Source organism: Rhizobium sp. 21-4511-3d (assembly GCF_053522545.1).
Map to the genome: position 1 here is coordinate 76,444 of NZ_JBNWCF010000005.1, position 25,100 is coordinate 101,543.

Genomic DNA, 25,100 nt, shown 5'->3' on the forward strand with positions numbered 1-25,100 from the left:
GCGTTTTTGTAACATTCCGTCGCACCCCGGCGGCCGCTCAGGCAGCCGGCTCGCCTCCGGCGCGGGCCTGCGCCGCATAGCGTGCGGCGGCGGCCATCGCTTCCGGATCGCGCCCCTCGCCCGCCACCTGCACGGTCGGAACGGCGAATTCGATGCCGTTTTCCTTGAAGGCGTTGCGGATCATCGCCAGCGCATTGCGGCGGATGACGAACTGTTCGCCGGGCTTCGTCATCATCGAAAGCCGGATCTCGATCGCGAACTCGCCGAACTGCTCGACGCCCTTCATCTTCAGGGTCTCGATGATATGCGGCCCGAATTCCGGGTTTTCGAGCAGCGACTGGCCGATCTGCTTGATCACCTTCTTGGCCTTCACCAGATCGGTGTCATAGGTGACGTTCAGGCTGATCTTGTCGATCGTCCAATCGCGGTTGAGGTTCTTGACGGCGCCGAGTTCGCCGAAGGGCACGGTGGTCAGCGGCCCGCGATGATGGCGCAGCTTCACCGAGCGCAGGCTGAAGGCCTCGACGACGCCCTTGTGGCTGCCGCTCTCGATATATTCGCCGACGCGGAAGGCATCGTCCCACAGATAGAACATGCCGCTGATGACATCCTTGACGATCGTCTGCGCCCCGAAGCCGACGGCGACGCCGACGACACCGGCACCGGCAATCAACGGCGCGATCTCGATACCAAGCCCCGACAGCACCATCAGGATGGCGATGACGGCAATGACGACGGCGATGATGTTGCGGAAGATCGGCAGCAGCGTCTGCAGACGTGCGCGTCTGGCCTTCTCCTCATCCGATGCAGCGCCATCCAGCGGCTGATCGAGAAGCTTGCCGTCGATATAGGCCTTGACCAGATGCCAGAGCAGATCGGCCGCAAGCAGCACGACGATGCCGCCGATGACGCCGCGGGCGATCCGGTCGGTCATCGTTTCGCCGGCCGCCATCGTATCGGCGCCGACGCCCATGACCTTGCCGATCCAGATCGCCGCCGCGGCAATGATCAACGCACGCACGCCGCGATCGAGCAGCACGGTGGCGATGCGGCGATTGGCAAGGAAACCGGCTTCGGCCTGGTGCAGCGCGCGCACGGCAGCCGTCGCGACTGAAAGCACCTTCGGCAGCAGCAGCGCATAGATGCCGAGCCAGAGCAGCCAGTTGAACCCGGTTACCCAGAGAACCCAGAGCGCCAGGAAGTAGATCGTCAGAGCCCAGGCCACCGCCGTGCTGTGGCGGGACCCATCCGACGGGCGCGACCAGACCGCTTCGACAGCGATCAGGAACAGGCCGATGCCGAGGATATAGGCGACGAAATAGCGCGAGCCCGGCGAGAAGCCGAGCGGCTCCATCACCTGAATGACGGCCCAGCCGAAGGCGAAATAGATGCCGAACACGGCAGCGCGGCGGAACCAGAATAGCGCCTTCGCCCGCGAGACGTCCCGCTCGCCGTCGGCCCGCGCCAGTGTCACCAGCACGACCAGCATGCGGCCGATCGAGATGGTGAACCGCGCCGCGATCAGCGCGACGGCAACGGCGATCGCCATCGACTGGCTGACCGGCGGCCAGTTGAAGGCGAGCAGCGGGATCATCGTTGCGATGGCAAAGACGATCGCCGGAATGACCCGGTAGAAAATATTGGCGCCCGCATGATGCAGTGCCGCCGGTTCTTCCGTATCGGCCCGGCGCACCCGCGGCCGCGGCGTCACCGCCCGGAACAGCAGTTCGGCAAGCGTACCGGCGAGAAGCAGCGTCAGCACCTCGACGACGACCCAACCGGCGCCGGCCGGCTCGACCTCGCGATCGACGATGCCATCGGCCGTTTCGATTTCCGCCGGCAGCTCCATCGCCGCATGCGAGACCATCTCGACATGGCGGCGCGCATGGCCGAGCAGGCCCGAGAGAACCGACATCTGCCCGTCGTCTGCCGCCGCAGTCCCCGCCGGTGCCGTCTTCATCTGCGACGCCATCCAGCTCTGCACTTCGGGCGCCTGCATCAGCTCCATCATCTGCCGCACCTTGTCCGGCGGCATGGGGGTGGGCGCGGCTGGCGGCTGCGCGGGGCTTTGGGCCTGCGTGGCGATTGGCCCGAGCGTCAGAAGCGCGAGCCAAAACAGCAGTCTGACGAACCTTGAACCAAACACCCGACGCCCTCCGGTATGACTGATGTCAACCATATCGTGTGCAATGCTTTAGGCAATGGGCACGAAAAAGCCCGCGCCTGGAAAGCGCGGGCTCTTAAACGAGAGTATGGGTCTATCAGCCCTTCGGCTTTTCGACGTGACCGCCGAAGCCGGCGCGCATCGCCGAGAGCACCTTGTTGGCGAACTCGTCCTGATCGCGCGAGGAGAAGCGGCCGTAAAGCGCGGCACTGAGCACCGGCGTCGGCACGCTTTCGTCGATCGCCGCCATGATCGTCCAGCGGCCTTCGCCAGAGTCCGAGACGCGGCCGGCATATTTGGCCAGCGCCGGATCGGCATGCAGCGCATCCGACGTCAGGTCGAGCAGCCAGGAGGTGATGACGCTGCCGCGGCGCCAGACTTCCGCGACGTCCTGCAGATTGAAGTCGTAGCGGTAATATTCCGGATGGGCGAGCGGCGCCGTTTCGGCATCCGCCTCATGGGTGGCAGCGCCGATATTGGCGTTCTTCAGGATGTTGAAGCCTTCGGCATAGGCGGCCATCAGGCCGTATTCGATACCGTTATGGACCATCTTGACGAAGTGGCCGGCGCCATGCGGGCCGCAATGCAGGTAGCCCTGCTCGGCCGTGCTGTGCTCGGCTGCGGTACGGTTTTCCGACGGCTTCACGTCGCCGACCCCAGGGGCCAGCGAAGCGAAGATCGGCGACAGCGACTGGACGATGCCCTTCTCGCCGCCGATCATCAGGCAATAGCCGCGCTCAAGGCCGAAGACGCCGCCGCTGGTGCCGACGTCGACATAATGGATGCCCTTGGTGATCAGCTCGGCGCCGCGGCGGATATCGTCGTGATAGTAGGAATTGCCGCCGTCGATGATGATGTCGTCATCGTGCAACAGCGGCACGAGCTGGGCGATCACCTTGTCGGTGATGGCGGCCGGCAGCATCAGCCAGATGGCACGCGGCCGCGACAGCTTCGAAACGAATTCTTCGAGCGAGCTGCTGCCGACAGCGCCCTTGCCCGTAAGGTCGGCAACGCTTTCTGCTTTCGCATCATAGACCACGCATTCATGGCCATCCCGCATCAAGCGCTGGACCATGTAGCTGCCCATACGGCCCAAACCAACCATGCCAAGCTGCATCACACATTCTCCTGGGAATCTAATCGATATGATTCCGGAAACTAGCACTCACGCCGCAGCAGGCAAGCGAAGTCTCTGTCACATTCCAGAGATGCAAATGCTTCGTTCGGTCGCGGGGCATGGCCCGCATTTCGCTCAGGAGATGTAGCCGGTGCTAAAATCGGAGTGAAAAACTCAGTAAAAGCCGCTGCCCCGGCGGGCCGCAGAAGGCATTCGGCAGTTGCATCCGGAGGCCTGGCAGTTACCGCCGGATGCTTTCAAACGGTCAATTCCTGCAGTCACGAAAATTTTCTATGCCGGAAATAAAGCCGATTAATTCGTTTCTTTTCATATTCTTAACTTGGAGACCATCTTTGTCACAACACTGTCCCGCAAAATTTTGCACTTGAGAAGCAGTTGCCTTGCTGGAGGTCGGATGGTACTTTTTCATTAACAACTAAATAAAAAAAACGACGGGGGAAGTGCCCTTCAATTTCGATCTATGATTTGTCAGTTCAGGATTGAAGAATATGAAGGCCACACCAATAAACATTCACCCAAAAGACGTACGAATACTGTCCGCTTCGCGGATTGCAGGGTATTTGTTCGCATTCTTGCTACTCTTCACCATCGGCATGTCGATGGTGCCAAACCAGTTCTTCGTCGTCTCGCCGAAAGCTGTGATCAACGCCCCTGTGCAGATGATCGCATCACCGATCTATGGCCGCGTCGACAAGATCGACCTGCAGGTCGGCCAGGTGGTCAATCTCGGCGATGTCACCGCCACCGTTTCCAATCCGAACCAGGACCAGACATCGCTGACCGGCCTCAGGCTCGAGAAGCTCGACCTGACGGAGAAGCTCAACAACACGATCAATGTCGTCGCCGAGCGCAACGACCAGCTGAGCAAGGTCAAGGCGCAGATCGCAGACGTCAAGGACGGTGTCCTGAGCGAGCTCGGCGCCGTGATCGGCAACGCCCAGTCGAATGTCGAGATCTACGAAGCGCGGCTCGCCGAGCAGGATGCGCTGCTGCAGCGCGCCACCACAATGCTGAAGAAGGGGCTGACCTCCGAGGCCAGCGTCGAGCCGCAGCGCCAGAAGCGCAATGCCGCCCAGGGCGAGCTCGATGCCGCCCGCGGCGAGCTGAAGCGCAACGAGATCGTCCAGTCGCTTGTCAGCCGTGACATCTACACGGGCGGCACGGTCGCCGCCAACCTGCTGACGCTGGAGATGCAGCGCACCAAGCTCGCCGGCGATATCGCCGAGGACAATATCGAGATCAACCAGATGACGGAGCGCAAGGCGCAGGTCGAAAAGCTGATCAACCGCGAGGAAGGCCGGCTCGGCAAGTCGGGTGCGGCCGAAGTCGTCGCCGATCATCACGGCCAGGTCGTCAGCGTCGACGCCTCCTTCGGCGATTTCGTCATGCAGGGCCAGGCGGTTGCCAAGTCGCTCGATTGCAACGAGGCTTTTGCCGCTGCCGTCTATCGCAGCCGGGATGTCTCCTCGCTCGATATCGGCACGCCCGCCATGGTCAATTTCCGCTCGCTCGGCGTCAAGAAAAGCGGCCACGTCTACAAGATCGTCCGTTATTTCGACAGCGGCCAGCAGAACCGCTACTTCGCCAAGTTCCCGAAAGCCGAAGGCGACGAGGTCTATGTCCTCGTCAAGGTCGACGACGATCCCGTCGAACTGACCGCTGCCGGACAGCCCAACAACGACAAGTTCTTTGGATGCCATGTCGGTGAGGACGTGATTGTCTCGCTTGGAGAGACCGTCGTCGCGCGCCTTACCCGCTACTCGAAAATGGCCGTCGACAAATTGGCAGCGGCGGACGGCCTGCTCTCCGCGTCGGCGCTTTTTGACAAGGGCCACAGATTGGCGAGCCTCCAGCAATAACTGAGCACTTTCGTTTCGCTTTATCGACCGCGATAACAGGGAAGACCTGGATATGGTTTTGCGTTCACTCATGATTGCGGCGGTGCTCGCTATCGCGGCACCTGCCTTCAGCACTGCGGCCATGGCAGACGCCAAACGCGCCGAACTCGCCTGCACCCTCTGCGATGGCCTTGCCGCGCTGATGACCGGCGAACCCGAACAGGCCTTCGTCTTCCGCAGCTTCGAACCGGCAAACGGCGGATCGAAACTGCACCCGGCGCTCGACAATACCGGCTTCACCTATGACAACGCACTGGCGATGATGGCGCTCTACGGCTGCGGCCGCGCCAGGGAGGCAAAGCGCGTCGCCGATGCGCTGGTTCTGGCGCTGGAGACCGACCGCCACTACCACGACGGACGGCTGCGAAATGCCTATCGCTCCGGCCCGGTCATCCCAGGCAAGGACGGCATGCTGCTTCCCGGCTACTGGAGCACGGCCAGCAATTCCTGGATCGAGGACGGCTATCAGGTCGGCAGCGCCACCGGCAGCATCGCCTGGGGCGCGCTCGGGCTGCTCGCCGCCTATTCCGAGACCGGCCAGACCGCCTATCTCGATGGCGCCCGCAAGATCATGGACTTCATCCACCGCTCGACCGCCGACCCCAAGAACCCCGGCTATTTCGGCGGCTTCTTCGGCCACGAACCGACACCCGATCGCATGACCTGGAAATCGACGGAGCACAATCTCGATATCTATGCCGCGGATCACTGGCTGGCGACGATCGACGAAGCCGGCGACTGGGAGCATGACGGCGAGAGCGCCAAAGACTTCCTCGATGCCATGTGGAACAAGGCCGAGGGCCGCTTCTATATCGGCAGCGTTCCCGACAGCAACGCGCCCAACGTCAACATGTCCGGTCTCGACGCCGAACTCTGGCCGCTGATCGCCGTCGAGGACTTCAAAGCCAAGGCGCCGCAGGTGCTCGAGTGGACAGAAGCCAATCACGGCGTCCCCGGCGGCTTCGACTTCAACAACGATCGCGACGGCATCTGGCTCGAGGGAACGGCGCAGGCCGCCCTCGTCTATCAGGTGGTCGGCGAACCGCAGAAGGCCGAACCGCTGTTCCAGACGATATCGACGCAAATCTCGCCGGAGAAACTGATCTACGCCACCGTCGACGAACAGCTGACGACCGGGCTGCAGGTCGGACCGAATTCCGAGCCCGGCGACTTCAAATACTACCGCCTGCCCCATGTCGGGGCGACAGGATGGGCCGTGCTCGCGGCGCTCGGCATCAATCCCTTTAGTGCAGATTCCTTTGCGGCAAAGAACGAGGAAAAGCCATGTCCCCAGAAGTAGTCACGCTTTCGGATGCCATCCTGTTCTCACTGATCACGCTGGCGCTGATCCTCTGCTGCGCCCTGCTGCTCGACAGCCGCAAGGGCAAGGACCGCGTGCTCTTCGGCACCATCCTGATCCTGATGCTGGCAAACTACGTCTATTTCCGCGTGACGACGACGCTGCCGGATTTCGACTGGAGCGCTTATGCGCTCTGGCCGCGCATCTACCTCGCCTTCGAGGCGGTCGTCATCCTCTATACGCTGCTGTCGATCGTCTTCTTCTTCCGCCGCACCGATCATAGCGGTGCTGCCGACGCCAGCGAGGCGATGATCTCGGCAATGGGAAAGCCGCCGGCCGTCGACATCTTCATCTGCACCTATAATGAGGACGTCACCATTCTGGAGCGGACGATCCTCGCCGCCAAGGCGATCGACTACGGCAACTTCACCATCTGGATCCTCGACGACGGCCGCCGACAGTGGCTGCGCGATTACTGCGCCGAGCTCGGCGTCCGCTATCTGACCCGTGACGACAACAAGGGCGCCAAGGGCGGCAATATCAACAATGCCATCCGCTGGTCGAAGCAGATCACAAACGCCCCCTTCATCCTGATCCTCGACGCCGACTTTGCGCCGCAGCGCGCCATCCTGAAGCGCATCATCGGCCAGTTCGTCGATCCCGAAATTGGCCTGATCCAGACCCCACAGTTCTATTACAATGCCGATCCGGTGCAGCATAACCTCCTGGCCTCCAAGGCCTGGGTCGACGACCAGCGCATCTTCTTCGACGTCATGCAGCCGTCGAAGGACGGCTGGGGTGCGGCCTTCTGCGTCGGCACCTCCTGCGTCGTGCGCCGCGATGCGCTGGAGCTGATCGGCGGCATGCCGGAGGAGACGGTGACCGAGGACATCCACCTCACCTACCGCCTGATGCAGAAAGGCCTGCGCACCCGCTGGCTGAACGAGCGCCTCAGCGTCGGCCTATCGGCGGAAAGCCTTTCCGGCTACATCACCCAGCGCTGCCGCTGGTGCCTCGGCACCATTCAGGTGGCGCTGCTGCGCGACGGCCCGTTCTTCGGCCGCGGCTACACGGCGATGCAACGGCTGCATTATTTCCACGGGCTGCTCTTCTGGTTCTGCCGGCCGTTCATGCTGCTCTTGATGGCGGCGCCGATCCTCTTCTACTTCCTCGGCCTGCCCGCCATCCTGATGGAACCCGAAGCCTTCTTCCTCTACGCGCTGCCGATGGTCGGCGCCATGTGGACCTTCCATGCCTGGGTCTCCGGCTGGCGCAGCCTGCCGCTGTTCACCGAGGTCTCGCAGATGGTCTCGGCGATCCCGATCACCATCGCCATCTGCCACGCGATCGCCCATCCCTTCGGGCGGCCGTTCAAGGTGACCGCCAAGGGCGAGGACCGCACCCGTGTCGACATTCTCTATCCGATCGCCACCACCTTCGCGCTGATCATCATCCTGACCTTCACCGGCATGCTGAACGGCCCGCTGCTGAGCAATTACAGCGGCCTGGACAGCTTCAGCGTCGCCTGGGGCATGGTGGTCATGGTCTATGCATTCGTCTCGATGCTCGTCTGCATCGAGCTGCCACGCGAACCGCTGGATGCCATCCGCTTCCCGCTCGGCCGCAAGACGGCGATGACCTGCAACGGCCAGGCGTTCCCCTGCACCGTCGATACGATGTCGCTGACGCAGGCCGAGATCAGCCTGCAGCAGAAGCGGATGACCGCCGACAGCCGCATCGGCGACCTGCTGCTGTTCTCGCCCTTCCCGGGCTTCGATGTCGCAGGCCGCATCGAGCGCGTCGATCAGAACCGCTCGGTCTTTGCCGTCTCGATCGTTGCAGTGAAGGAACGGCGCGAGAGCGAGGAAATCCATGCGCATCCGGCAATCGTGCGGCGCAAGATGATCCAGCGGCTCTATAGCGAGATGCCGGAGGCGATGCCCGGCCGCGCCTATCCGCTGGCCGCCATGGGCGCCCTGTTCAACCGGATGTTCCAGAAGCCATCGGCCTATGCCGGAAAGACGCGAACGGCAGCCAATACCGTTGCCGTCCGCCGTTCGCGCTGGAGACCGTCACCGGGCGGCGTGATTGCCGGTGGCGCAAAGGCGCTGCCTGCACCCGCCCGCGGGCTCATGCCGCCGGCCGCCGAATAGTCGCCTGTCAGGCAGCCGGCGGCTCCCAGGTGCTCTCCTCGCGAACCATGTGAACGATGTTCGCGGGGTTGAGGATCCAGCCGCCACGGAAGCTCTCGCCGAGCGGCTCGATCGCGTCGCACCGCCGGATGCCGGACCGCTGCAGGTGATCGGCAGCCTTGTCGAAATCGGGCGTGAAAAGCTCAAGCCAGACTTCGGCCTGGCTCATTCCCGGCGCCTCGTCGATCCAGAGCCGGATCGGCCCGAGCTCGAAGCCGCGCGTGCCGTCATTGCCGATCTCCTTCAGCTTCACGACATCGCGGTAGAAATCCAGCACCTCGGCATATTGACGCGTCGGTACCTTCATGGCGACATCCACGCCTCCATACAAAAGCTCGCTCATGACAGCTTCTCATAATCTGGCGCTTCAGCCGGCACGCCTCGCATTTCGCTGAGGAACATGCCGTCGCGCAGGTTGATACCGTATTCGACGAAGGCCTTCATGCAGCAGAGCATGTTGCTCCAGCCTTCACAGTTGAGATAGGTGCCGCGCCGGCCGGGATCGTCCTCCCGCCAGCCGTTCTCGGAAATCGTCACCATCGTGCCGCCATCGTCGAGCGCATCGAACTTCATTTCGACGGTCGTCTTGTAGCGGACATTGTCGGCATCGGTGCCGCCGTCCCAGCGCAACACGATCAGCTCGTCCTGCACGAGATCGATGACCTCGACGGGCGCATCCTTCCACCAGGTCACCGTCGTACCCTTCACCAGCGGCGCGCTCGCTCCACCAACCGTCGTGAAGTAGCTCGAAAGCTTCTTGGGATTGACGACGGCATCGAACACCTCAGCCGCAGGGCGGCCAACGCGGCCACCGACACGAATTGCGAGGGACATGACACTTACTCCTCTCTCATTGCCAATACCGTCATTATGTTATAAAAACATAACATGTCAAGCGAATCGCAAAACGACCCGGTTTTCAAGGCCCTTGCCCATCATCGCCGCCGCGAGATTCTGGATCTGTTGAAGGATGGCCCGCGCACGACGGGCATGCTCTGCGAGAGCTTTCCCGAAATGGACCGCTGCACCGTGATGCAGCACCTGAAGGTTCTGGAAGAGGCTGATCTGGTGATGGCCAAGAAAGAAGGCCGCGAGCGCTGGAACCATCTCAACAGCCTGCCGATCAAGCAGATCTACGACCGCTGGATCAGCGCCTATGCCGGCCACTCGCTCTCGATCATCGATCGCCTCAGGACCGATCTCGAGGACTGACGAAAACGGGCGCCGAAGCGCCCGTCTCATCATTCCATTTCTCGCAGATCACGCTGCCTTCCGCAGCGGCTCCACAACCGGTTGCGCCTCGCGGCGATCGAGAGCGGCGCTCCGCAGCGTCAGGAGCAACGCACCGGCAACAAGGATCGCGCCGACCCACGGCGTTGCCTGTAGGCCAAGGCTAGACTCGACGACCAGACCGCCGATCCAGGCACCAAGGGCGATACCGAGATTGAAGGCCGCGATGTTCATGGCCGAAGCGACGTCGACGGCGGCCGGGCGAACCTGCTTGGCGAGCTGGACGACATAGAGCTGCAGGCCGGGAACATTGGCGAAGGACAGGAAGCCGAGGGCAGCAAGCGTCGGGATCGTCAGCCAGGGCGACACAGCCGTGAAGCTGAAGAGCAGGAGCACGGCGGCCTGCGCCACGAACAGCCAGGTCAGCGCCGCCACCGGGTCGCGATTGGCAATCCGGCCGCCGACAATATTGCCGGCCGCGATCGCTAGACCATAGAGCACTAGGATGAGGCTTACCGAGGAAGCCGAGAAGCCGGTGACGTCCTGCAGGATCGACGCGAGGAAGGTGAAGGCGACGAAGGTACCGCCATAGCCGAGCGCGGTCATAGCAAAGACGATCAGCAGCCTGCCGCTGCCGAGCACGCCGGCCTGCTGGCGCAGGGTCGCCGGTTCGGCCTTGCTGAGCGTCGACGGCAAGAGAACGGCGATCGCAGCAAAGGCGATGACGCCGAGACCGGCAACGGCGGCAAAGGTGGCGCGCCAGCCGAAAGTCTGGCCAATAAAGGTGCCGAGCGGAACGCCCGTGACGATCGCTACCGTCAGGCCCATGAACATCATGGCGATTGCCGATGCACGGCGGTTCTCCGGCACGAGATCGGCAGCGATCGTCGAACCCACCGAGAAGAACACGCCATGGGCAAAGGCAGAGAGCACGCGGGCAACGAGCAGCGGCGCGTAGCCGGGGCTGAGCGCCGCCAGCGTGTTACCGACGATGAAGAGCGCCATCAGGCCGAGCAGCAGCGGCTTGCGCTCGATACGCCCGGTCAGCGCCGTCAGAATGGGCGCACCGAAGGTCACGCCGAGTGCATAGACGCTGACGATCAGGCCGGCGAGCGGCAGGGTGATGTGAAGGTCCTGCGCAACGGTCGGCAGCAGGCCGACGATCACGAATTCCGTTGTTCCGATCGCATAGGCCGCGACCGTGAGCGCAAAAAGAGCAAGGGGCATGATGAGAGATCCGATAGCTGTGGCGCCCGGATAAAACGGGCAGCCTTTCTTGTTCGGATCTCCATATGGATGATGGCGGCGCCCGGCATAATCGGGCGGCAGCGCCCAACACTTGTGAATTCAATTCATCAAACGGCATTAATTCGCAGCTATCAAGAATGCGCAGTTTGTAAGAATCGGAAACACATTGTGACTAAACCGTTGCAAAGGCAGGAATTTTCCGACTTGCGGCGCAGAGATACATAACGGATATTGCATACACTTTCGAGGACCCGTTGATGATCCGAATGATTCAAGACCCTGCGGAATTGGCCGGCGAAGACATCACCGGAAAATATATCCTGCGCAAACTGAACTATCACTGGTTCGCCTATGGCAAGGCGGCGATCGTGACCGAATGCAAGGGCACCATCCTGCATCTCGACCGCGAAGAGACCGTTTATTCCGAACGCTGGGGCCGCCGCGCCTATACCGGCACCGGAAAGCGCTATCCCGGCGGCATCTGCCCGATCTCGGCGGTTGCCTGCATCTGCGATACGCCCGATGACGTGAATGCCGTCATCCAGCTGGATGTCGATGCCCAGGAAGAGTTCTACCAGCTGATCGCCAAGGCCGAAGCCCGCGTCCAGGCGCTGGCTTCAGCCTCGGAGAACACGGTTTATCTGGCAGCCGCCGAATAGACCGTCAGCCGGCGGAAGCGGTCTCTTCAAGCAGCCACTGGCGGAACAGCGCGACGGAGGATTTCTCCAGCGCTCCCGCCGGGTAGAGCATCGCATAGTTCAACGCCGCCGGCTGCTGCTCGATGAAGCAGCGCTTCAGGGTGCCTGAAGCAAGACCCGCACCGGCAAGCGAACTGCGCACCAGCGCAAAGCCCTCCCCGCGCCCGCATGCCTCCAGCATCTCCTCGAACGTATCGAAGACCTTCGCCTCACGAACCGCTTCAGTGATGTCGTAGCCGGCGAGCTCCGGCGCGTCGGGATCGCCGCCGATCTGCTCGAACCAGAGCTGCCAGTCGAGCACGGTATGGCGCATGCCGCGATAGACAAGCAGCGGCGCCGCGCGGATCGCGCCTCTCTTCGGAAGCCGGGCAGAGACTTCGGGGGCGCAGACCACGAATTCGTCGTCGAGCAGCAACGGTTCCGTCACCACCTCCGGCCCACCGCGGCCAAGCCAGATCGCCAGATCGGCATTGGCAAAATCTGGGCGCTTATAGCTGACCGCGATCTGCACCTCGATCTTCGGATAGCGGCGGCAGAAGCTCTCGAGCCTCGGCGCCAGCCACTGGCTGGAGAATTCCGGTGTCGTCGTGATCGCAAGCGACGGACTGGCACTTGCCGCTCGCGCCTGATGCAGCGACGTCTCAAGGCTCTGCAGCGCCGCAGCAATATCCGGGTGCAGCTTCAAACCCGCCGGTGACAGCCGCGCACCGCGCCGCCCGCGCTCGAAAAGCCGCTCGCCGAGCCATCCCTCGAGCTGGGCGATCTGGTGGCTGACGGCAGTTTGCGTCAGCCCCAGCCTTTCTGCGGCCCGCCCGAAGCCGCTGGTTTCGGCGATGGCGCAGAAGGCCTGCAGGGTCGATAGCGGTGGCAGCGGCCGGTTTGACATGAAAATCTCTCATGAAATGTCAGAGCGAGTTTCATTGTACGCCGACAAGACGCCTGCATAAACTGGCTTCATGGGAGAAGAGCCATGACGCTATCGATGAACATTCTGAATGCCTGGATCAAATCCGCCATCGCCGCATATGTACCCGCAGGCAAACAGGCGCCGGCACCGCAAAAGGCGCTGGGACTGAGCAATCACTTGAAGGAAGACATCGGCATCGGCGATACCTCGCCCCGCGCCGGAAAATGAAGTGCGATCCGCGGCAACCGATGGATGTTTACGATCCTGGGTGCCTACAAACGTAGGTGGGCGCCATATGTCCAGGCCCACGGGCCTGGTCAGGGACAGCTCCCTTTGGATCGAGTATGGCCCCAGGGATTGTGGTTCCTGTCGAGAGGCGCAGATCGCAGGCAATATATAAGGACGTTCTGAGGACTGCGCCAGTGGCAGTGCGTGCTGTCCCGGCGAATTAATTCAGCTCGGCCGGTGCCCGGTTGTTGAGCTTTTCGGTGATGATGCGGATGTGGTTCGTCACCTCGCCGAGCGCCTGCGCCAGCGTTTCCTCGGTGCGCGCCGTCGCAGCAACCACGGTGTCTCGATTGCTGCGCAGACCTTCGAGCTCGGCCTCGAGACCCGCCACCCGGCGCGTCAGCTCGGCAATCTCGTCCATCACCATGATACCGGCCATGACCGTGATCCGGAGATCGCCGATTTCGCCGAATTGGCCCTTGAGGTGGCCGACATAGCCGTCGAAGCGGTTGGCGAGATCCGTCAGATGGCCTTCCTGGCCTTCCTCGCAGGCCATGCGATAGGCCTTGCCGTCGATCGTTACCGTCACCTGCGCCATATCGCTGCTTCCTTTATCGGTCCAGAACCGCGCGGATGGTTTCCATCGCCGTTACCAGACGGCGGGAGACCTCGCGGTTGACCTCTTCCAGGCGGTTCGCACGGAATTCCGCCTGATCCAGCTCCTGCGCCAGCTTCGAACGGTCGGCATGAACCCGGCGCACTTCGCTCTCGATGTCGCCCTGCTCGCGCTGGCGTTCGATGCGCATGTCGACGGCATTCTCCAGGCCGGAGATGGCCTGTTTGAGCTCGCTCAGCGCGGTTTCCATGGCAGTGCCTGTGGGCGTCATGTCTTAAGTCCGGTGTTCCCGCAGAAGACCTGGCGAATCGGCAAAGGGTGCCGGTTCAGTGTTTTCAAGAGGATATGCAGCTAGCCAACTGCCCGTCAATAAACGGGATATGGGGATACACGGCCTATTCTGTGGATGACCGAAATTGAAGCAGTCTTCCCAACGGATTGGTCTTTTGTAAAATTTGATGGTCAAATGTTAAAAATCGTCGCACCCGGCCCGGATTCGGCCCGCAATTTATTGACTTGGCCGTTCCAACTGCTATGTGTCACCCCGCTCTCATCGATGGTCTTCAGAAGGCTCGAGGCCATCCCCCGACACCCGGAACCCGTGGAATAGCCATGACCTCTCCTGAACAACACGACCGGATGGCAAATGCGATCCGCTTCCTCGCCATGGATGCAGTCGAAAAGGCCAATTCCGGCCATCCGGGTATGCCGATGGGCATGGCTGATGTCGCCACCGTCCTCTTCAGCAAGTATCTCCGCTTCGACCCGAAGAAGCCGCATTGGCCGAACCGCGACCGTTTCGTCCTCTCCGCCGGCCACGGCTCGATGCTCCTCTACTCGCTCCTCTATTTGACCGGTTACCCGGACATGTCGATCGAGGACCTGAAGCAGTTCCGCCAGCTCGGCTCCAAGACCGCCGGCCACCCGGAATACGGCCACGCAACCGGCATCGAAACGACCACCGGCCCGCTCGGCCAGGGCATTGCCAATGCCGTTGGCATGGCGATCGCCGAGCGCAAGCTGCGCGAGGAATTCGGTTCCGACCTGCAGGACCACTACACCTACGTCATCAACGGCGACGGCTGCCTGATGGAAGGCATCAGCCATGAGGCGATCGCTCTTGCCGGTCACCTGAAGCTGAACAAGCTGATCCTCTTCTGGGACAACAACTCGATCACCATCGACGGCGCCGTTTCGCTGTCGGACTCGACCGACCAGATCATGCGCTTCAAGGCGGTTCACTGGAACACGATCGAAGTCGACGGTCACGACCAGGCTGCGATCGCCGCTGCGATCGAAGAAGCCCACAAGTCCGACCGCCCGACCTTCATCGCCTGCAAGACCGTCATCGGCTTCGGCGCTCCGAACAAGGCCGGCAGCCACAAGGTTCACGGTTCGCCGCTCGGCGCCGAAGAAATCGCTGCTACCCGCAAGGCACTGAACTGGGAAGCCGAACCCTTCGTCATTCCGTCTGACGTTCTCGACGCATGGCGCACCGCCGGTGCCCGCTCGGTCGATCTGGTCAAGTCCTGGGAAGCTGGCCTCGCTAAGTCGGCCCACAAGGCCGAGTTCAGCCGCCGCTTCGCCGGCGACCTGCCGGAAGGCTTCGACGCTGCGATCAGCGACCTGAAGAAGAAGATCGCCGAGACCAAGCCGACCGTCGCCACCCGCAAGGCGTCCGAGGACGTACTCGAAGTCATCAACGGCCTGCTGCCGGAAACGCTCGGCGGCTCCGCCGACCTGACGCCTTCGAACAACACCAAGACCAGCCAGATGGTCTCGATCACCCCGACGGATTTCGCCGGCCGCTACATGCACTGGGGTATCCGCGAGCACGGCATGGCCTCTGCCATGAATGGTATCGCCCTGCACGGCGGTCTGATCCCCTACGGCGGCGGCTTCATGATCTTCTCGGACTATTGCCGTCCGCCGATCCGCCTCGCCGCCCTGATGGGCATCCGTGTCGTCCACGTGCTGACGCATGACTCGATCGGTGTCGGCGAAGACGGCCCGACCCACCAGCCGGTCGAACAGGTCCCGAGCCTGCGCGCCGTACCGAACCTGCTGGTCTTCCGTCCGGCAGACGTCACCGAGACGGCGGAAGCCTGGCAGATCGCGCTGAAGACCAAGAACCGCCCGACCGCTCTGGCGCTGACCCGTCAGAACCTGACGACGGTTCGTACCGAATATTCGGAAGAGAACCTGACGACCAAGGGCGCCTACACGCTGGCCGGCAAGGCCGACGCCAAGGTCACGATCTTCGCATCGGGCTCTGAAGTCGAACTCGCCGTTGCTGCCCGCGCCACGCTGGAAGCCAAGGGCGTTTCCGTCCGCGTCGTTTCGGTCCCCTGCACCGAGCTGTTCTTCGAGCAGCCGGACGCATACCGCAAGGAAGTGCTCGGCAACTCGCCGGTCAAGATCGCCGTCGAAGCCGCCGTTCGCGAAGGCTGGGATGCGTTCATCGGTCCGGAAGGCACCTTCATCGGCATGAAGAGCTTCGGCGCTTCCGGCCCGGCCAAGGACGTCTTCAAGCATTTCGGCATCACGGCCGACGCCGTCGTCGCAGCTGCAGAAGCCAAGCTCTAAGGGGAGCGCGCAAGCGCTCTCCACTCTATCCGCAAGCCCCATCTCTAGGGAGTGAATGCACATGACTGTAAAGGTTGCCATCAACGGCTTCGGCCGCATCGGCCGCAACGTTCTCCGCGCTATCGTCGAATCCGGCCGCACCGACATCGAAGTCGTCGCGATCAACGACCTCGGCCCGGTCGAGACCAACGCTCACCTGCTGCGCTACGATTCCATCCACGGCAAGTTCCCGGCCGAAGTGAAGGTCGAAGGCGACACGATCACCGTTGGCGGCGGCAAGCCGATCAAGGTGACCGCCGTTCGTGATCCGGCACAGCTGCCGCACAAGGAACTCGGCGTCGACATCGCGATGGAATGCACCGGCATCTTCACCGCCCGCGACAAGGCCGCTGCCCACCTGACGGCCGGCGCCAAGCGCGTCATCGTTTCGGCTCCTGCCGACGGTGCCGACCTGACCGTCGTCTTCGGCGTCAACCACGACCAGCTGACCAAGGAACACCTGGTCATCTCCAACGCTTCCTGCACGACGAACTGCCTCGTGCCGGTCGTGAAGGTTCTCGACGACGCCGTCGGCATCGATCACGGCTTCATGACGACCATCCACTCCTACACGGGTGACCAGCCGACGCTCGACACCATGCACAAGGACCTGTACCGCGCCCGCGCTGCAGCCCTGTCCATGATCCCGACGTCCACGGGCGCTGCCAAGGCCGTCGGCCTCGTCATGCCGCACCTCAAGGGCAAGCTCGACGGCACGTCGATCCGCGTCCCGACCCCGAACGTCTCGGTCGTCGACTTCAAGTTCGTTTCCAAGAAGGCAACGACCGTCGGCGAAATCAACGAAGCCATCAAGGCTGCGTCGAACGGCAAGCTTAAGGGCATTCTCGGCTACACCGACGAGCCGCTGGTTTCCCGCGACTTCAACCATGACAGCCATTCGTCGATCTTCGCGACCGACCAGACCAAGGTCATGGAAGGCAACTTCGTGCGCGTCCTGTCCTGGTACGACAACGAATGGGGCTTCTCGAGCCGCATGTCGGACACCGCAGTCGCCTTCGCCAAGCTCATCTAAGCTTCGCTTTCGCGAAAAGCAGATCGAGAGAACGGCCCGGGAAACCGGGCCGTTTTGTTTTAGACGGCAGCAGAAAAGGGAGAGTGGCATCATGGTGGATCTCAGAATTCGAGAAGCGCGCGCGGCAGACGCCGATGAACTCACCCTGCTCCTCAACGAGATCATCGCCGCTGGCGGCACGACCGCCATGGAGGTTGCCCTTTCGCCCGCAGAATTCAGGGAATGGTTCATCGACGGACCATCCGTCTTTGCCTGCCATGTCGCCGAAGCTGGCGGCCGCCTTGCCGGTTTCCAGGAGATCAGCCGCTACGGAGACCTTCCCGAGGGATGGGCCGATATCGGCACGTTTTCCCGCATGCACCCGAAGATCCCCGGCGTCGGCACCGCGCTGTTTGCGGCAACGCTTACGGCAGCCCGGGCGCTCGATATAGAGTTCATCAACGCGACGATCCGCGCCGACAATACCGGCGGTCTCGCCTATTACGGCAAAATGGGCTTCGAGACCTACAGCACCACGAAGGATGTGCCGCTGCGCGATGGGACGCCAGTCGACCGCATCAACAAGCGCTATCGGGTCGCCTCAGCGTAAGTGCCCGCACTTCTTTGACAAAAACGGCAAGCTTATTTGCTCCTGCCCTGCTCTCGCCCGATTTGCCTATACATTCTTTATAGAGAATCTCTCCCGTAGCATTCAGCGCGGTGATCCGTCCGGTTCATCGTTCAGCAGCATGACGCCGCAGGTAAGCAAGGTTAAGCCGCAAGGCCTACCCTTCCGGCCTGTTTTGCCGTTTACTGGCTGAAGGCAAGCAACGGACGAGGTTTGAGAGATGGCTGCGATTTCCGGGGGCGGATCGCAGCGCGGATGTGAAAGGGGATGGACGTGGAAGCATTCTATATCGTCGTGCTGGTTTCAACGGCGCTGGTGCTTCTTGCGGCCTTCTCCAGCCTGCTCGCCTTCCGCTTCGGCGCACCCCTGCTGCTGCTCTTCCTGGCGATCGGCCTGCTCGCCGGCGTCGATGGCCTCGGCATCGAGTTCAGCAACAACTATCTCGCCTATATCCTCGGCTCCATCGCGCTCGCGGTCATCCTCTTCGATTCCGGTTTCGGCACGCCGATCCAGGCCTTCAAGCTCGCCGCCATCCCGTCGCTGACGCTGGCTTCCGTCGGTGTCCTGATGACCGCCGCACTCGTCGGCTTTGCCGCCACCTGGCTGCTGAACTTCAGCTGGCTGGAAGGCATGCTGCTCGGCTCGATCGTCGCCTCGACCGATGCCGCCGCCGTCTTCTTCCTGCTGCGCATCGGCGGCATCAATATCCGCGACAAGGTGCGCTCGACGCTGGAAGTCGAATCCGGCACCAACGACCCAATGGCGATCTTCCTGACGATCGTGCTCGTCGAGCTGCTGGCCAGCGGCGAAGGCTATTCCGGCATCAACCTCTCCATGCTCGCCCTCTTCATCGAGGAAATGGGGCTCGGCGTCATTCTCGGCATGCTCGGCGGCATGATGATCGCCCAGGTGGTGAGCCGCCTCGACACCGACCGTGGCCTCACCCCGATCTTCGTCCTCGGTCTCGCCATGCTGGTCTTTGCCTTCACCGGCGCCGTCGGCGGCAGCGGCTTCCTCGCCGTCTATGTCGCCGGCATCTATGCCGGTAACCGCAAGCTTCCGGGCCTTGCCGCCATCAAGCGCTTTCAGGACGGCATGACCTGGCTGGCGCAGATCATCATGTTCCTGGTGCTCGGCCTGCTGGCCACCCCCTCGCAGTTCCCGGCCATCATCCTGCCTGCAGTGGCGCTCGCACTGTTCCTGATCTTCATCGCCCGCCCGCTGGCGATCTGGCTGTCGCTGCTGCCCTTCGACTACACGCAGCAGGAGATCGGCTTCGTCGCTTGGGTCGGCCTGCGCGGCGCCGTCTCGATCCTGCTCGCCATCATGCCGATCCTCGGCGGCCTGCCGAACGGCCACGTCTATTTCAACGTCGCCTTCATCATCGTGCTCGTCTCGCTGCTGGTGCAGGGTTGGACGATCAAGCCGGTGGCGAAGAAACTCGGTCTCATCATTCCCCCGCGCATGGGCGCCGTCGACAAGGTCGAGATCGATCTGCCCGGCAGCGCCAATCACGAGCTGCTCGCCTACCGCGTCATCAAGGACAGCCCGGTTCTGCGCGGCGAGCGCATCCCGCGCTGGGCAACGCCCTCGCTCGTCATTCGCGACGGCAAGTCGCTGCGCTATCAATATGCGGGGCGCCTGCGCGAGAATGACCTCGTCTATCTCTTCATCGTGCCGAGCTACGCCCGCCTGCTCGACCGTCTCTTCGCCAGCAAGGCGCCGGTCGACGAGGACGATGCAGACTTCTTCGGCGCCTTCGCGCTCTCTCCCGTGCGGCCGGCGGCCGATCTCGACGCCGCCTACGGACCCGGGTTGCTGAACGAATCCGAGAAGGGTCTGACGATCGCCGAACTGATGCGGCAGCGTCTTGGCGGCAAGGCGGATTATGCCGATCGCGTCCGTCTCGGCTCGATCATCCTCATCGTTCGCGACCTCGATGACCAGGATCATATCAGCTCGGTCGGCATGTCGCTGGAAGCCGTCGAACCGGCGATCACCCTGCCGATCTTCATCAATATGCGCGATATCATCCAGCGTGTTCGCGACCGGCTGAAGGGCCGTCACATGGCCGTTGCCGCGCATGGCGGATCGACCGCCGACAGCGACGAAAACGCACGCGAAAAGCACGGCTGAACACCTTGCGTCGCGGGGCGACCTTGCTATGGTCGGCCACCTTCCAAGGCACTAACGAACGGATAGTCCCATGCCAGCTTTCAAGACCCTCGACGACCTCAACGGCATTGCCGGCAAGCGCGTCCTCGTCCGCGTCGACCTCAACGTTCCCGTCAAGGACGGCAAGGTCACCGACGCGACCCGTATCGAACGTGTGGCTCCGACGATCCTCGAACTTTCCGAAAAGGGTGCAAAGGTCATCCTGCTCGCCCATTTCGGCCGCCCGAAGGACGGCCCCTCGGCGGACCTGTCGCTGTCGCTGATCGCCCCTGACGTTTCCAAGGTGCTCGGCAAGCCGGTCGCGACCGCGACCGACTCCATCGGCGACGACGCTGCCGCTGCCGTTGCCAAGATGAAGGACGGCGACATCCTGCTTCTCGAGAACACCCGCTTCTACAAGGGCGAAGAGAAGAACGACGCCGATCACACCAAGGCGCTTGCCGCCAACGGCGACATCTTCGTCAACGACGCCTTCTCGGCCGCCCACCGCGCCCATTCCTCCACCGAGGGCCTCGCCCAGGTCCTGCCCGCCTATGCCGGCCGTACCATGCAGGCCGAGCTGGAAGCGCTGGAAAAGGGCCTCGGCAATCCGGCCCGTCCGGTCGTTGCCATCGTCGGCGGTGCCAAGGTCTCGACCAAGATCGACCTGTTGATGAACCTCGTGAAGAAGGTCGACGCCCTCGTCATCGGCGGCGGCATGGCCAACACCTTCATCGCCGCCCGCGGCACCAATGTCGGCAAGTCGCTCTGCGAGCACGACCTCGCCGAGACCGCAAAGCAGATCATGATCGAAGCCGCCGCTGCCGGCTGCGCCATCATCCTGCCTGAGGACGGCGTCGTCGCCCGCGAATTCAAGGCAGGTGCGGCCAACGAGATCGTCGCCATCGACGCGATCCCCGCCGATGCCATGGTTCTCGACGTCGGCCCGAAGTCGGTCGAAGCCGTCAAGTCCTGGATCGAACGCGCCCAGACGCTGGTCTGGAACGGCCCGCTCGGCGCCTTCGAAATCGAGCCCTTCGACAAGGCGACCGTAGCGGCTGCGAAATACGCTGCCGAGCGCACCAAGGCCGGCAAGCTGACCTCCGTTGCCGGCGGTGGCGACACCGTTTCGGCACTGAACCACGCCGGCGTTGCCGACGATTTCAGCTACGTCTCGACGGCAGGCGGCGCCTTCCTGGAATGGATGGAAGGCAAGGTGCTTCCGGGCGTTGCCGTGCTCACCGCCAAGTAATCAGCAAACGCTGATTTGACAATTTTTACATGTGGATAGGACCGCGGAGGCACATCGCTTCCGCGGTCTTTTGCTCAGCGTGACTAAAACTGCCCAAACTTTCAAACGATTGAAACGAATTCAATCGTTTCAATGATTTAGCCTTCCATTCTCCCGTCCATAAACATCTGTTATCCGCGAATGACGGCCAGCGAGCCTTGAGGCGCGTAGTGCGCAAACTTTGGGGATAGGAGCAGTATGGTAGACGCGAAGATGTTGAATAAGATGAGCTCTGCACCGGGCTTCATTGCAGCGCTGGACCAGAGCGGTGGCTCGACGCCCAAGGCATTGCGTCTCTATGGCGTGAATGAATCCGATTACTCCGGCGACGACGAGATGTTTCGCCTGGTGCATGCCATGCGCGTCCGCATCATGAGCGCGCCCAGCTTTTCGGGCGACAAGGTCATCGGCGCGATCCTTTTCGAGCGCACCATGGATGGCGATGTCAACGGCCAGCCGGTTCCGTCCTACCTCTGGGAAAAGCGCGGCGTCGTCCCCTTCCTGAAGGTCGACAAGGGTCTTGAGGCTGAGGCAAACGGCGCTCAGGTGATGAAGCCGATGCCGGATCTCGACGCGCTGCTGATCCGCGCCCGGGAAAAGGGAATATTCGGCACGAAGATGCGCTCGGTCATCGCCCATGCCGACAAGGCAGGCATCGCCGCCGTCGTGAAGCAGCAGTTCGAAGTCGCGCGTCAGATCATCGGCCACGGCCTCGTCCCGATCATCGAGCCGGAAGTCTCGATCGACAGCCCGACGAAGCAGGAAGCAGAAGCCATCCTGCGCGACGAGATCCTCAAGGAACTGGACAAGCTTCCCGCAGGCGACAACGTCATGATCAAGCTGACGATCCCGACGGTTGCCGATTTCTATGCGCCGTTGATCGCCCACAAGTCGGTGATCCGCGTCGTCGCCCTTTCCGGCGGATACAACACCGAGGACGCCTGCGAAAAGCTCAGCCATAATCATGGCATGATCGCGAGCTTCTCACGCGCACTGGCGGAAAATCTGCGCGTTTCGATGAGCGACGCGGAATTCGACGCGAGCCTGACCGCAACGATCGCCCAGATCTATGCGGCAAGCGTCGACAAGTCTCCGGCGCGCGAGAGCGCCCTCGTCTGACCAGCAATGGGCGGCCCAGGCCGCCCATTTTTCTTTGTCACGGCGACAAGTTTGCCCCTTCTGTCACAGGCGCTCCCGGCTAAACATCTGGGAAAGCCGAACGGGAGCCAGCCGTGCCCAATCTCTCCTACACAACACTCGACGTCTTCACCTCCACGCGTTTCGAAGGCAATCCGCTCGCCGTCATCACCGGCGCCGAAGCGCTCGATACCGGCACGATGCAGAAGATCGCCGCCGAGTTCGGCTATTCCGAAATCACCTTCGTCCTGCCGCCGAAAAATCCGGCCAACACCGCGCATGTCCGCATCTTCACGCCGACCATGGAAGTGCCCTTCGCCGGCCACCCGAATGTCGGCACCGCCTATTTCATCGGCCAGCAGAGCGAGATCTTCGGCAAGCCCGTCGGCGATCGCCTGCGCTTCGAGGAGGCCGCGGGGATCGTCGACGTCGATCTGCGCCGCAGCAACGGGCAGGTGACCGCCGCGACCATCCGCGCACCGAAGCCACTGCAGACGGGCGCAACGATCCCGGAAGCCGATATCGCCCGCTGCATCGCCATCCGGCCGGACCAGATCGCCACCGCGCTCCACCGCCCGCTCTTCGTCTCCGTCGGCCTGGAATTTGCTGTTGCCGAGCTCGACAGCCTGGAGGCGCTTGCCGCAGCGGTGCCGAACCCTGCCTTGTTCCGTGAAGCCGCTGGCAACCGCAGCGAAAACAATCACGACTTCTCGCTGTTCCTCTATGTGCGCTCGAAGGAGAACCCGTGGCATCTTCGCGCGCGCATGTTTGCACCGCTCGACAACGTCGCCGAGGACCCGGCGACCGGCAGCGCCTCGGCTGCCCTCTCGGCCTATCTGGTTTCCCGCGCGCCCGGAACCGACGGCCAGCAACGCGTCACCATCGAACAAGGCGTCGAGATGGGCCGCCGCAGCATCATCGAGGTTGATGTGACGAAAACCGGCGGCACGGTCGCCGGCGTCCGGATATCCGGCAGCTGTGTGTTCGTGATGCGCGGCGAGATCCTCGCCTAGCCGACGAACTCGCGGCCGAGAAGCGCCACCGTCCAGATCGCGAAAGCGAAGAGCGCAATCTTCCAGAAGTCCATCCGGCGTCGCAAACCGGGCAGCCCCAGCGGCTTGATGATGTGTATGACCATGCCAAGGATGAGCAGCAATGCGAGCAGCTTGGTCATGGTTTTATTTTTCCAACATTATCAGAATGTCACAGGACGGACATTATTCCGCGCGAACACAAGATTTCTTCATGCCGTAACGGCATTCCGGGGCACAATCAACACCATAGGGGCTAGGCGGGACAGCGTCTCGTCTTATGTCTTTTCAACACAGAACTCTTCGAGAGTGGGGATATGAGAAGAAATCTGCTGTCCGTCGCCGCGCTGCTTTTCGGAACGCTTTTCCTCTTCATGGGCAACGGCCTGCAGGGCATCCTGCTTCCCGTCCGCGGCAATCTCGAGGGCTATGCCACAACCACGCTCGGCCTGCTCGGCACATCCTGGGCGGCAGGCTTCGTCGTCGGTTGCCTGGTGGCGCCGAATATGGTGCGCCGCGTCGGCCATGTGCGCGCCTTCTCCGGCTTCATCTCGATCATCGCCATCTCCGCCCTGTTCAGCGGCATCATCATCGATCCCTTCTGGTGGATCGCGCTGCGCGCCGTCACCGGCTTCTCCACCGCCGGCACCTCGATGATCATCGAAAGCTGGCTGAACGAGCGGGCGACCAATGAAAGCCGCGGCGCGATCTTCTCGCTCTATATCGCCATCACCCTTTTCGGCGTCGTCGGCGGCCAGATGATGATCCCGCTCGAAGATGTGCGCACGCCCATCCTCTTCATGATCTGCGGCGTCTTCTATTGCGTTGCCATGCTGCCGACCACGCTCTCGACCGCAGCCTCGCCGCAGCCGCTGAAGGCGGTCAGGCTCGACCTCCCGGCGCTCTACCGCAATTCGCCCGTTTCCTGCCTCGGCATCCTGCTCGTCGGCATCGCCAATGGTGCCTATGGTACGCTGGGCGCAGTTTTCGGCGCCGGTGCCGGCCTTTCCGATACCAGCATCGCCATCATGATGAGCGCCACGATCTTCGCCGGTGCCGTCATGCAGTTCCCGGCCGGCCGCCTCTCCGACCGTATCGACCGCCGCTATGTGCTGGCCGCCATGTCCGCGCTTGCCGCCCTCGCCGGCATCCTCATCGTCGTCTTCAGTCCGTCGGACCCCTTCTGGGTGATCGGCCTCGTCGTCTTCTACGGCGCGGTCGCCAACACGCTCTATCCGATCGCCGTCGCCCATGCGAACGACTTCGCCTCCTCCGAGGATTTCGTTAAGGTCTCGGGCGGTCTGCTGCTGCTCTACGGCATCGGCACGGTGATCGGCCCGACCATCGGTGGCCCGGTCATGTCCGTCGTCAGCCCGCACGCGCTGTTCCTGGTAACCGCCATCGCGCATATCCTGATCGCCGCCTACGCGATCATCCGCAGCCGCCTGCGCGCCGCCATCCATCCGAGCGAACGCGACGCCTATACGACGATCCCGACGGCAACCTCGCCGATGATCACGCCCGAGAGCATGACCCTTGCCGACCGCGGTTCCAGCAAGGCTCCCGAAAGCGGCGATCCTGCTGTAAAGTACGGCTGAAAAGC

Annotated in this window: 23 protein-coding genes and 1 other RNA gene; 14 read left to right on the plus strand and 10 right to left on the minus strand. The window is 62.5% G+C overall.

Annotation, left to right across the window (positions count from 1 at the left end; genetic code table 11):
• Positions 1-37 precede the first annotated feature (37 nt).
• Positions 38-2,179, minus strand: a complete 2,142-nt coding sequence (locus ACQZ5H_RS13000) for a mechanosensitive ion channel family protein (protein ID WP_449097959.1) — start codon at positions 2,177-2,179, stop codon at positions 38-40.
• Between the two features lie 82 nt (positions 2,180-2,261).
• Positions 2,262-3,281, minus strand: a complete 1,020-nt coding sequence (gene gnd / locus ACQZ5H_RS13005) for a phosphogluconate dehydrogenase (NAD(+)-dependent, decarboxylating) (protein ID WP_199629056.1) — start codon at positions 3,279-3,281, stop codon at positions 2,262-2,264.
• A 581-nt stretch (positions 3,282-3,862) separates the two neighbouring features.
• Between gnd and ACQZ5H_RS13010 the strand changes: the two genes are divergently transcribed.
• The 3 genes from ACQZ5H_RS13010 to ACQZ5H_RS13020 are packed head-to-tail and all read left to right on the plus strand — an operon-like array spanning position 3,863 to position 8,653.
• Positions 3,863-5,161 (plus strand): HlyD family secretion protein, encoded by a 1,299-nt coding sequence (locus ACQZ5H_RS13010; protein WP_246777439.1) that lies wholly within the window; start codon positions 3,863-3,865, stop codon positions 5,159-5,161.
• A 52-nt stretch (positions 5,162-5,213) separates the two neighbouring features.
• Positions 5,214-6,500, plus strand: a complete 1,287-nt coding sequence (locus ACQZ5H_RS13015; protein ID WP_449097960.1) for a hypothetical protein — start codon at positions 5,214-5,216, stop codon at positions 6,498-6,500.
• A complete protein-coding gene (locus ACQZ5H_RS13020) occupies positions 6,485-8,653 on the plus strand; it encodes a glycosyltransferase family 2 protein (RefSeq protein WP_449097961.1) in 2,169 nt (722 codons plus the stop codon). Before ACQZ5H_RS13015 ends, ACQZ5H_RS13020 begins: the two co-directional genes overlap by 16 nt.
• Before the next feature lie 7 nt (positions 8,654-8,660).
• On the opposite strand, the gene ACQZ5H_RS13025 is transcribed toward ACQZ5H_RS13020, so the two are convergent.
• Positions 8,661-9,035: a hypothetical protein gene (locus tag ACQZ5H_RS13025; protein WP_449097962.1), complete on the minus strand. Its 375-nt coding sequence runs from the start codon at positions 9,033-9,035 to the stop codon at positions 8,661-8,663.
• On the minus strand, positions 9,032-9,526 hold the full coding sequence (locus ACQZ5H_RS13030) for an SRPBCC domain-containing protein (RefSeq protein WP_199629053.1): 495 nt from the start codon (positions 9,524-9,526) through the stop codon (positions 9,032-9,034). The genes ACQZ5H_RS13025 and ACQZ5H_RS13030 overlap by 4 nt, the downstream gene beginning before the upstream one ends.
• A 54-nt stretch (positions 9,527-9,580) precedes the next feature.
• Between ACQZ5H_RS13030 and ACQZ5H_RS13035 the strand changes: the two genes are divergently transcribed.
• Complete coding sequence (locus tag ACQZ5H_RS13035) at positions 9,581-9,904, plus strand: ArsR/SmtB family transcription factor (RefSeq protein ID WP_130282013.1); 324 nt, start codon at positions 9,581-9,583, stop codon at positions 9,902-9,904.
• 48 nt (positions 9,905-9,952) lie between these two features.
• Here the strand turns inward: ACQZ5H_RS13035 and ACQZ5H_RS13040 are convergent, their stop codons facing one another.
• On the minus strand, positions 9,953-11,149 hold the full coding sequence (locus ACQZ5H_RS13040; protein WP_449097963.1) for an MFS transporter: 1,197 nt from the start codon (positions 11,147-11,149) through the stop codon (positions 9,953-9,955).
• Between the two features lie 278 nt (positions 11,150-11,427).
• Here ACQZ5H_RS13040 and ACQZ5H_RS13045 point away from each other — a divergent pair, with 278 nt between their 5' ends.
• A complete protein-coding gene (locus ACQZ5H_RS13045; protein ID WP_449097964.1) occupies positions 11,428-11,829 on the plus strand; it encodes a hypothetical protein in 402 nt (133 codons plus the stop codon).
• Between the two features lie 4 nt (positions 11,830-11,833).
• Here ACQZ5H_RS13045 and ACQZ5H_RS13050 read toward each other — a convergent pair whose 3' ends face one another.
• Positions 11,834-12,754 (minus strand): LysR family transcriptional regulator, encoded by a 921-nt coding sequence (locus ACQZ5H_RS13050; protein WP_449097965.1) that lies wholly within the window; start codon positions 12,752-12,754, stop codon positions 11,834-11,836.
• 84 nt (positions 12,755-12,838) lie between these two features.
• Between ACQZ5H_RS13050 and ACQZ5H_RS13055 the strand changes: the two genes are divergently transcribed.
• Positions 12,839-13,003: a hypothetical protein gene (locus ACQZ5H_RS13055; RefSeq protein WP_449097966.1), complete on the plus strand. Its 165-nt coding sequence runs from the start codon at positions 12,839-12,841 to the stop codon at positions 13,001-13,003.
• 1 nt (position 13,004) lies between these two features.
• Here ACQZ5H_RS13055 and ssrS read toward each other — a convergent pair.
• The 3 genes from ssrS to ACQZ5H_RS13070 all read right to left on the minus strand — a co-directional run bounded on the left by ssrS (position 13,005) and on the right by ACQZ5H_RS13070 (position 13,890).
• Positions 13,005-13,163: non-coding RNA, 6S RNA (gene ssrS / locus ACQZ5H_RS13060), on the minus strand.
• A gap of 60 nt (positions 13,164-13,223) precedes the next feature.
• Positions 13,224-13,601, minus strand: a complete 378-nt coding sequence (locus ACQZ5H_RS13065; RefSeq protein WP_112719867.1) for a cell division protein ZapA — start codon at positions 13,599-13,601, stop codon at positions 13,224-13,226.
• A gap of 13 nt (positions 13,602-13,614) precedes the next feature.
• Positions 13,615-13,890 (minus strand): DUF4164 domain-containing protein, encoded by a 276-nt coding sequence (locus tag ACQZ5H_RS13070; RefSeq protein ID WP_112719868.1) that lies wholly within the window; start codon positions 13,888-13,890, stop codon positions 13,615-13,617.
• Between the two features lie 341 nt (positions 13,891-14,231).
• Between ACQZ5H_RS13070 and tkt the strand changes: the two genes are divergently transcribed.
• The 7 genes from tkt (at position 14,232) to ACQZ5H_RS13105 (ending at position 23,479) form a co-directional block, all read left to right on the plus strand.
• Positions 14,232-16,205, plus strand: a complete 1,974-nt coding sequence (gene tkt, locus ACQZ5H_RS13075; RefSeq protein ID WP_449097967.1) for a transketolase — start codon at positions 14,232-14,234, stop codon at positions 16,203-16,205.
• 61 nt (positions 16,206-16,266) lie between these two features.
• A complete protein-coding gene (gap, locus tag ACQZ5H_RS13080) occupies positions 16,267-17,277 on the plus strand; it encodes a type I glyceraldehyde-3-phosphate dehydrogenase (protein WP_112719870.1) in 1,011 nt (336 codons plus the stop codon).
• Positions 17,278-17,368: 91 nt separating this feature from the next.
• A complete protein-coding gene (locus tag ACQZ5H_RS13085; RefSeq protein ID WP_449097968.1) occupies positions 17,369-17,866 on the plus strand; it encodes an N-acetyltransferase family protein in 498 nt (165 codons plus the stop codon).
• A gap of 285 nt (positions 17,867-18,151) precedes the next feature.
• The gene (locus ACQZ5H_RS13090) at positions 18,152-20,020 is read left to right on the plus strand and encodes a potassium/proton antiporter (RefSeq protein WP_199629048.1); all 1,869 of its coding nucleotides are present in this window, start codon (positions 18,152-18,154) and stop codon (positions 20,018-20,020) included.
• Positions 20,021-20,090: 70 nt separating this feature from the next.
• Complete coding sequence (locus tag ACQZ5H_RS13095; RefSeq protein WP_130282023.1) at positions 20,091-21,290, plus strand: phosphoglycerate kinase; 1,200 nt, start codon at positions 20,091-20,093, stop codon at positions 21,288-21,290.
• A 237-nt stretch (positions 21,291-21,527) separates the two neighbouring features.
• The gene (locus tag ACQZ5H_RS13100) at positions 21,528-22,448 is read left to right on the plus strand and encodes a fructose bisphosphate aldolase (protein ID WP_199629047.1); all 921 of its coding nucleotides are present in this window, start codon (positions 21,528-21,530) and stop codon (positions 22,446-22,448) included.
• A gap of 113 nt (positions 22,449-22,561) precedes the next feature.
• Positions 22,562-23,479, plus strand: a complete 918-nt coding sequence (locus tag ACQZ5H_RS13105) for a PhzF family phenazine biosynthesis protein (RefSeq protein ID WP_449097969.1) — start codon at positions 22,562-22,564, stop codon at positions 23,477-23,479.
• Here ACQZ5H_RS13105 and ACQZ5H_RS13110 read toward each other — a convergent pair.
• Positions 23,476-23,640 carry a hypothetical protein gene (locus tag ACQZ5H_RS13110; RefSeq protein WP_449097970.1) on the minus strand — a complete coding sequence of 55 codons (165 nt, stop codon included), beginning with the start codon at positions 23,638-23,640 and terminating at the stop codon, positions 23,476-23,478. The two genes, ACQZ5H_RS13105 and ACQZ5H_RS13110, sit on opposite strands and share 4 nt — an antisense overlap.
• A 174-nt stretch (positions 23,641-23,814) precedes the next feature.
• Between ACQZ5H_RS13110 and ACQZ5H_RS13115 the strand changes: the two genes are divergently transcribed.
• A complete protein-coding gene (locus ACQZ5H_RS13115) occupies positions 23,815-25,095 on the plus strand; it encodes an MFS transporter (protein WP_112719875.1) in 1,281 nt (426 codons plus the stop codon).
• The last annotated feature ends 5 nt before the right edge of the window (positions 25,096-25,100 follow it).

Coding starts and splice junctions, on each gene's coding strand:
- ACQZ5H_RS13085 (WP_449097968.1), top strand. CDS start 17,369: ATGGTGGATCTCAGAATTCGAGAAGCGCGCGCGGCAGACGCCGATGAA.
- ACQZ5H_RS13030 (WP_199629053.1), bottom strand. CDS start 9,526: ATGTCCCTCGCAATTCGTGTCGGTGGCCGCGTTGGCCGCCCTGCGGCT.
- gnd (WP_199629056.1), bottom strand. CDS start 3,281: ATGCAGCTTGGCATGGTTGGTTTGGGCCGTATGGGCAGCTACATGGTC.
- ACQZ5H_RS13035 (WP_130282013.1), top strand. CDS start 9,581: ATGTCAAGCGAATCGCAAAACGACCCGGTTTTCAAGGCCCTTGCCCAT.
- ACQZ5H_RS13065 (WP_112719867.1), bottom strand. CDS start 13,601: ATGGCGCAGGTGACGGTAACGATCGACGGCAAGGCCTATCGCATGGCC.
- ACQZ5H_RS13070 (WP_112719868.1), bottom strand. CDS start 13,890: ATGACGCCCACAGGCACTGCCATGGAAACCGCGCTGAGCGAGCTCAAA.
- ACQZ5H_RS13115 (WP_112719875.1), top strand. CDS start 23,815: ATGAGAAGAAATCTGCTGTCCGTCGCCGCGCTGCTTTTCGGAACGCTT.
- ACQZ5H_RS13020 (WP_449097961.1), top strand. CDS start 6,485: ATGTCCCCAGAAGTAGTCACGCTTTCGGATGCCATCCTGTTCTCACTG.
- gap (WP_112719870.1), top strand. CDS start 16,267: ATGACTGTAAAGGTTGCCATCAACGGCTTCGGCCGCATCGGCCGCAAC.
- ACQZ5H_RS13000 (WP_449097959.1), bottom strand. CDS start 2,179: ATGGTTGACATCAGTCATACCGGAGGGCGTCGGGTGTTTGGTTCAAGG.
- ACQZ5H_RS13100 (WP_199629047.1), top strand. CDS start 21,528: ATGGTAGACGCGAAGATGTTGAATAAGATGAGCTCTGCACCGGGCTTC.
- ACQZ5H_RS13045 (WP_449097964.1), top strand. CDS start 11,428: ATGATCCGAATGATTCAAGACCCTGCGGAATTGGCCGGCGAAGACATC.
- ACQZ5H_RS13040 (WP_449097963.1), bottom strand. CDS start 11,149: ATGCCCCTTGCTCTTTTTGCGCTCACGGTCGCGGCCTATGCGATCGGA.
- ACQZ5H_RS13015 (WP_449097960.1), top strand. CDS start 5,214: ATGGTTTTGCGTTCACTCATGATTGCGGCGGTGCTCGCTATCGCGGCA.
- ACQZ5H_RS13095 (WP_130282023.1), top strand. CDS start 20,091: ATGCCAGCTTTCAAGACCCTCGACGACCTCAACGGCATTGCCGGCAAG.
- ACQZ5H_RS13090 (WP_199629048.1), top strand. CDS start 18,152: ATGGACGTGGAAGCATTCTATATCGTCGTGCTGGTTTCAACGGCGCTG.
- ACQZ5H_RS13055 (WP_449097966.1), top strand. CDS start 12,839: ATGACGCTATCGATGAACATTCTGAATGCCTGGATCAAATCCGCCATC.
- tkt (WP_449097967.1), top strand. CDS start 14,232: ATGACCTCTCCTGAACAACACGACCGGATGGCAAATGCGATCCGCTTC.
- ACQZ5H_RS13110 (WP_449097970.1), bottom strand. CDS start 23,640: ATGACCAAGCTGCTCGCATTGCTGCTCATCCTTGGCATGGTCATACAC.
- ACQZ5H_RS13025 (WP_449097962.1), bottom strand. CDS start 9,035: ATGAGCGAGCTTTTGTATGGAGGCGTGGATGTCGCCATGAAGGTACCG.
- ACQZ5H_RS13050 (WP_449097965.1), bottom strand. CDS start 12,754: ATGTCAAACCGGCCGCTGCCACCGCTATCGACCCTGCAGGCCTTCTGC.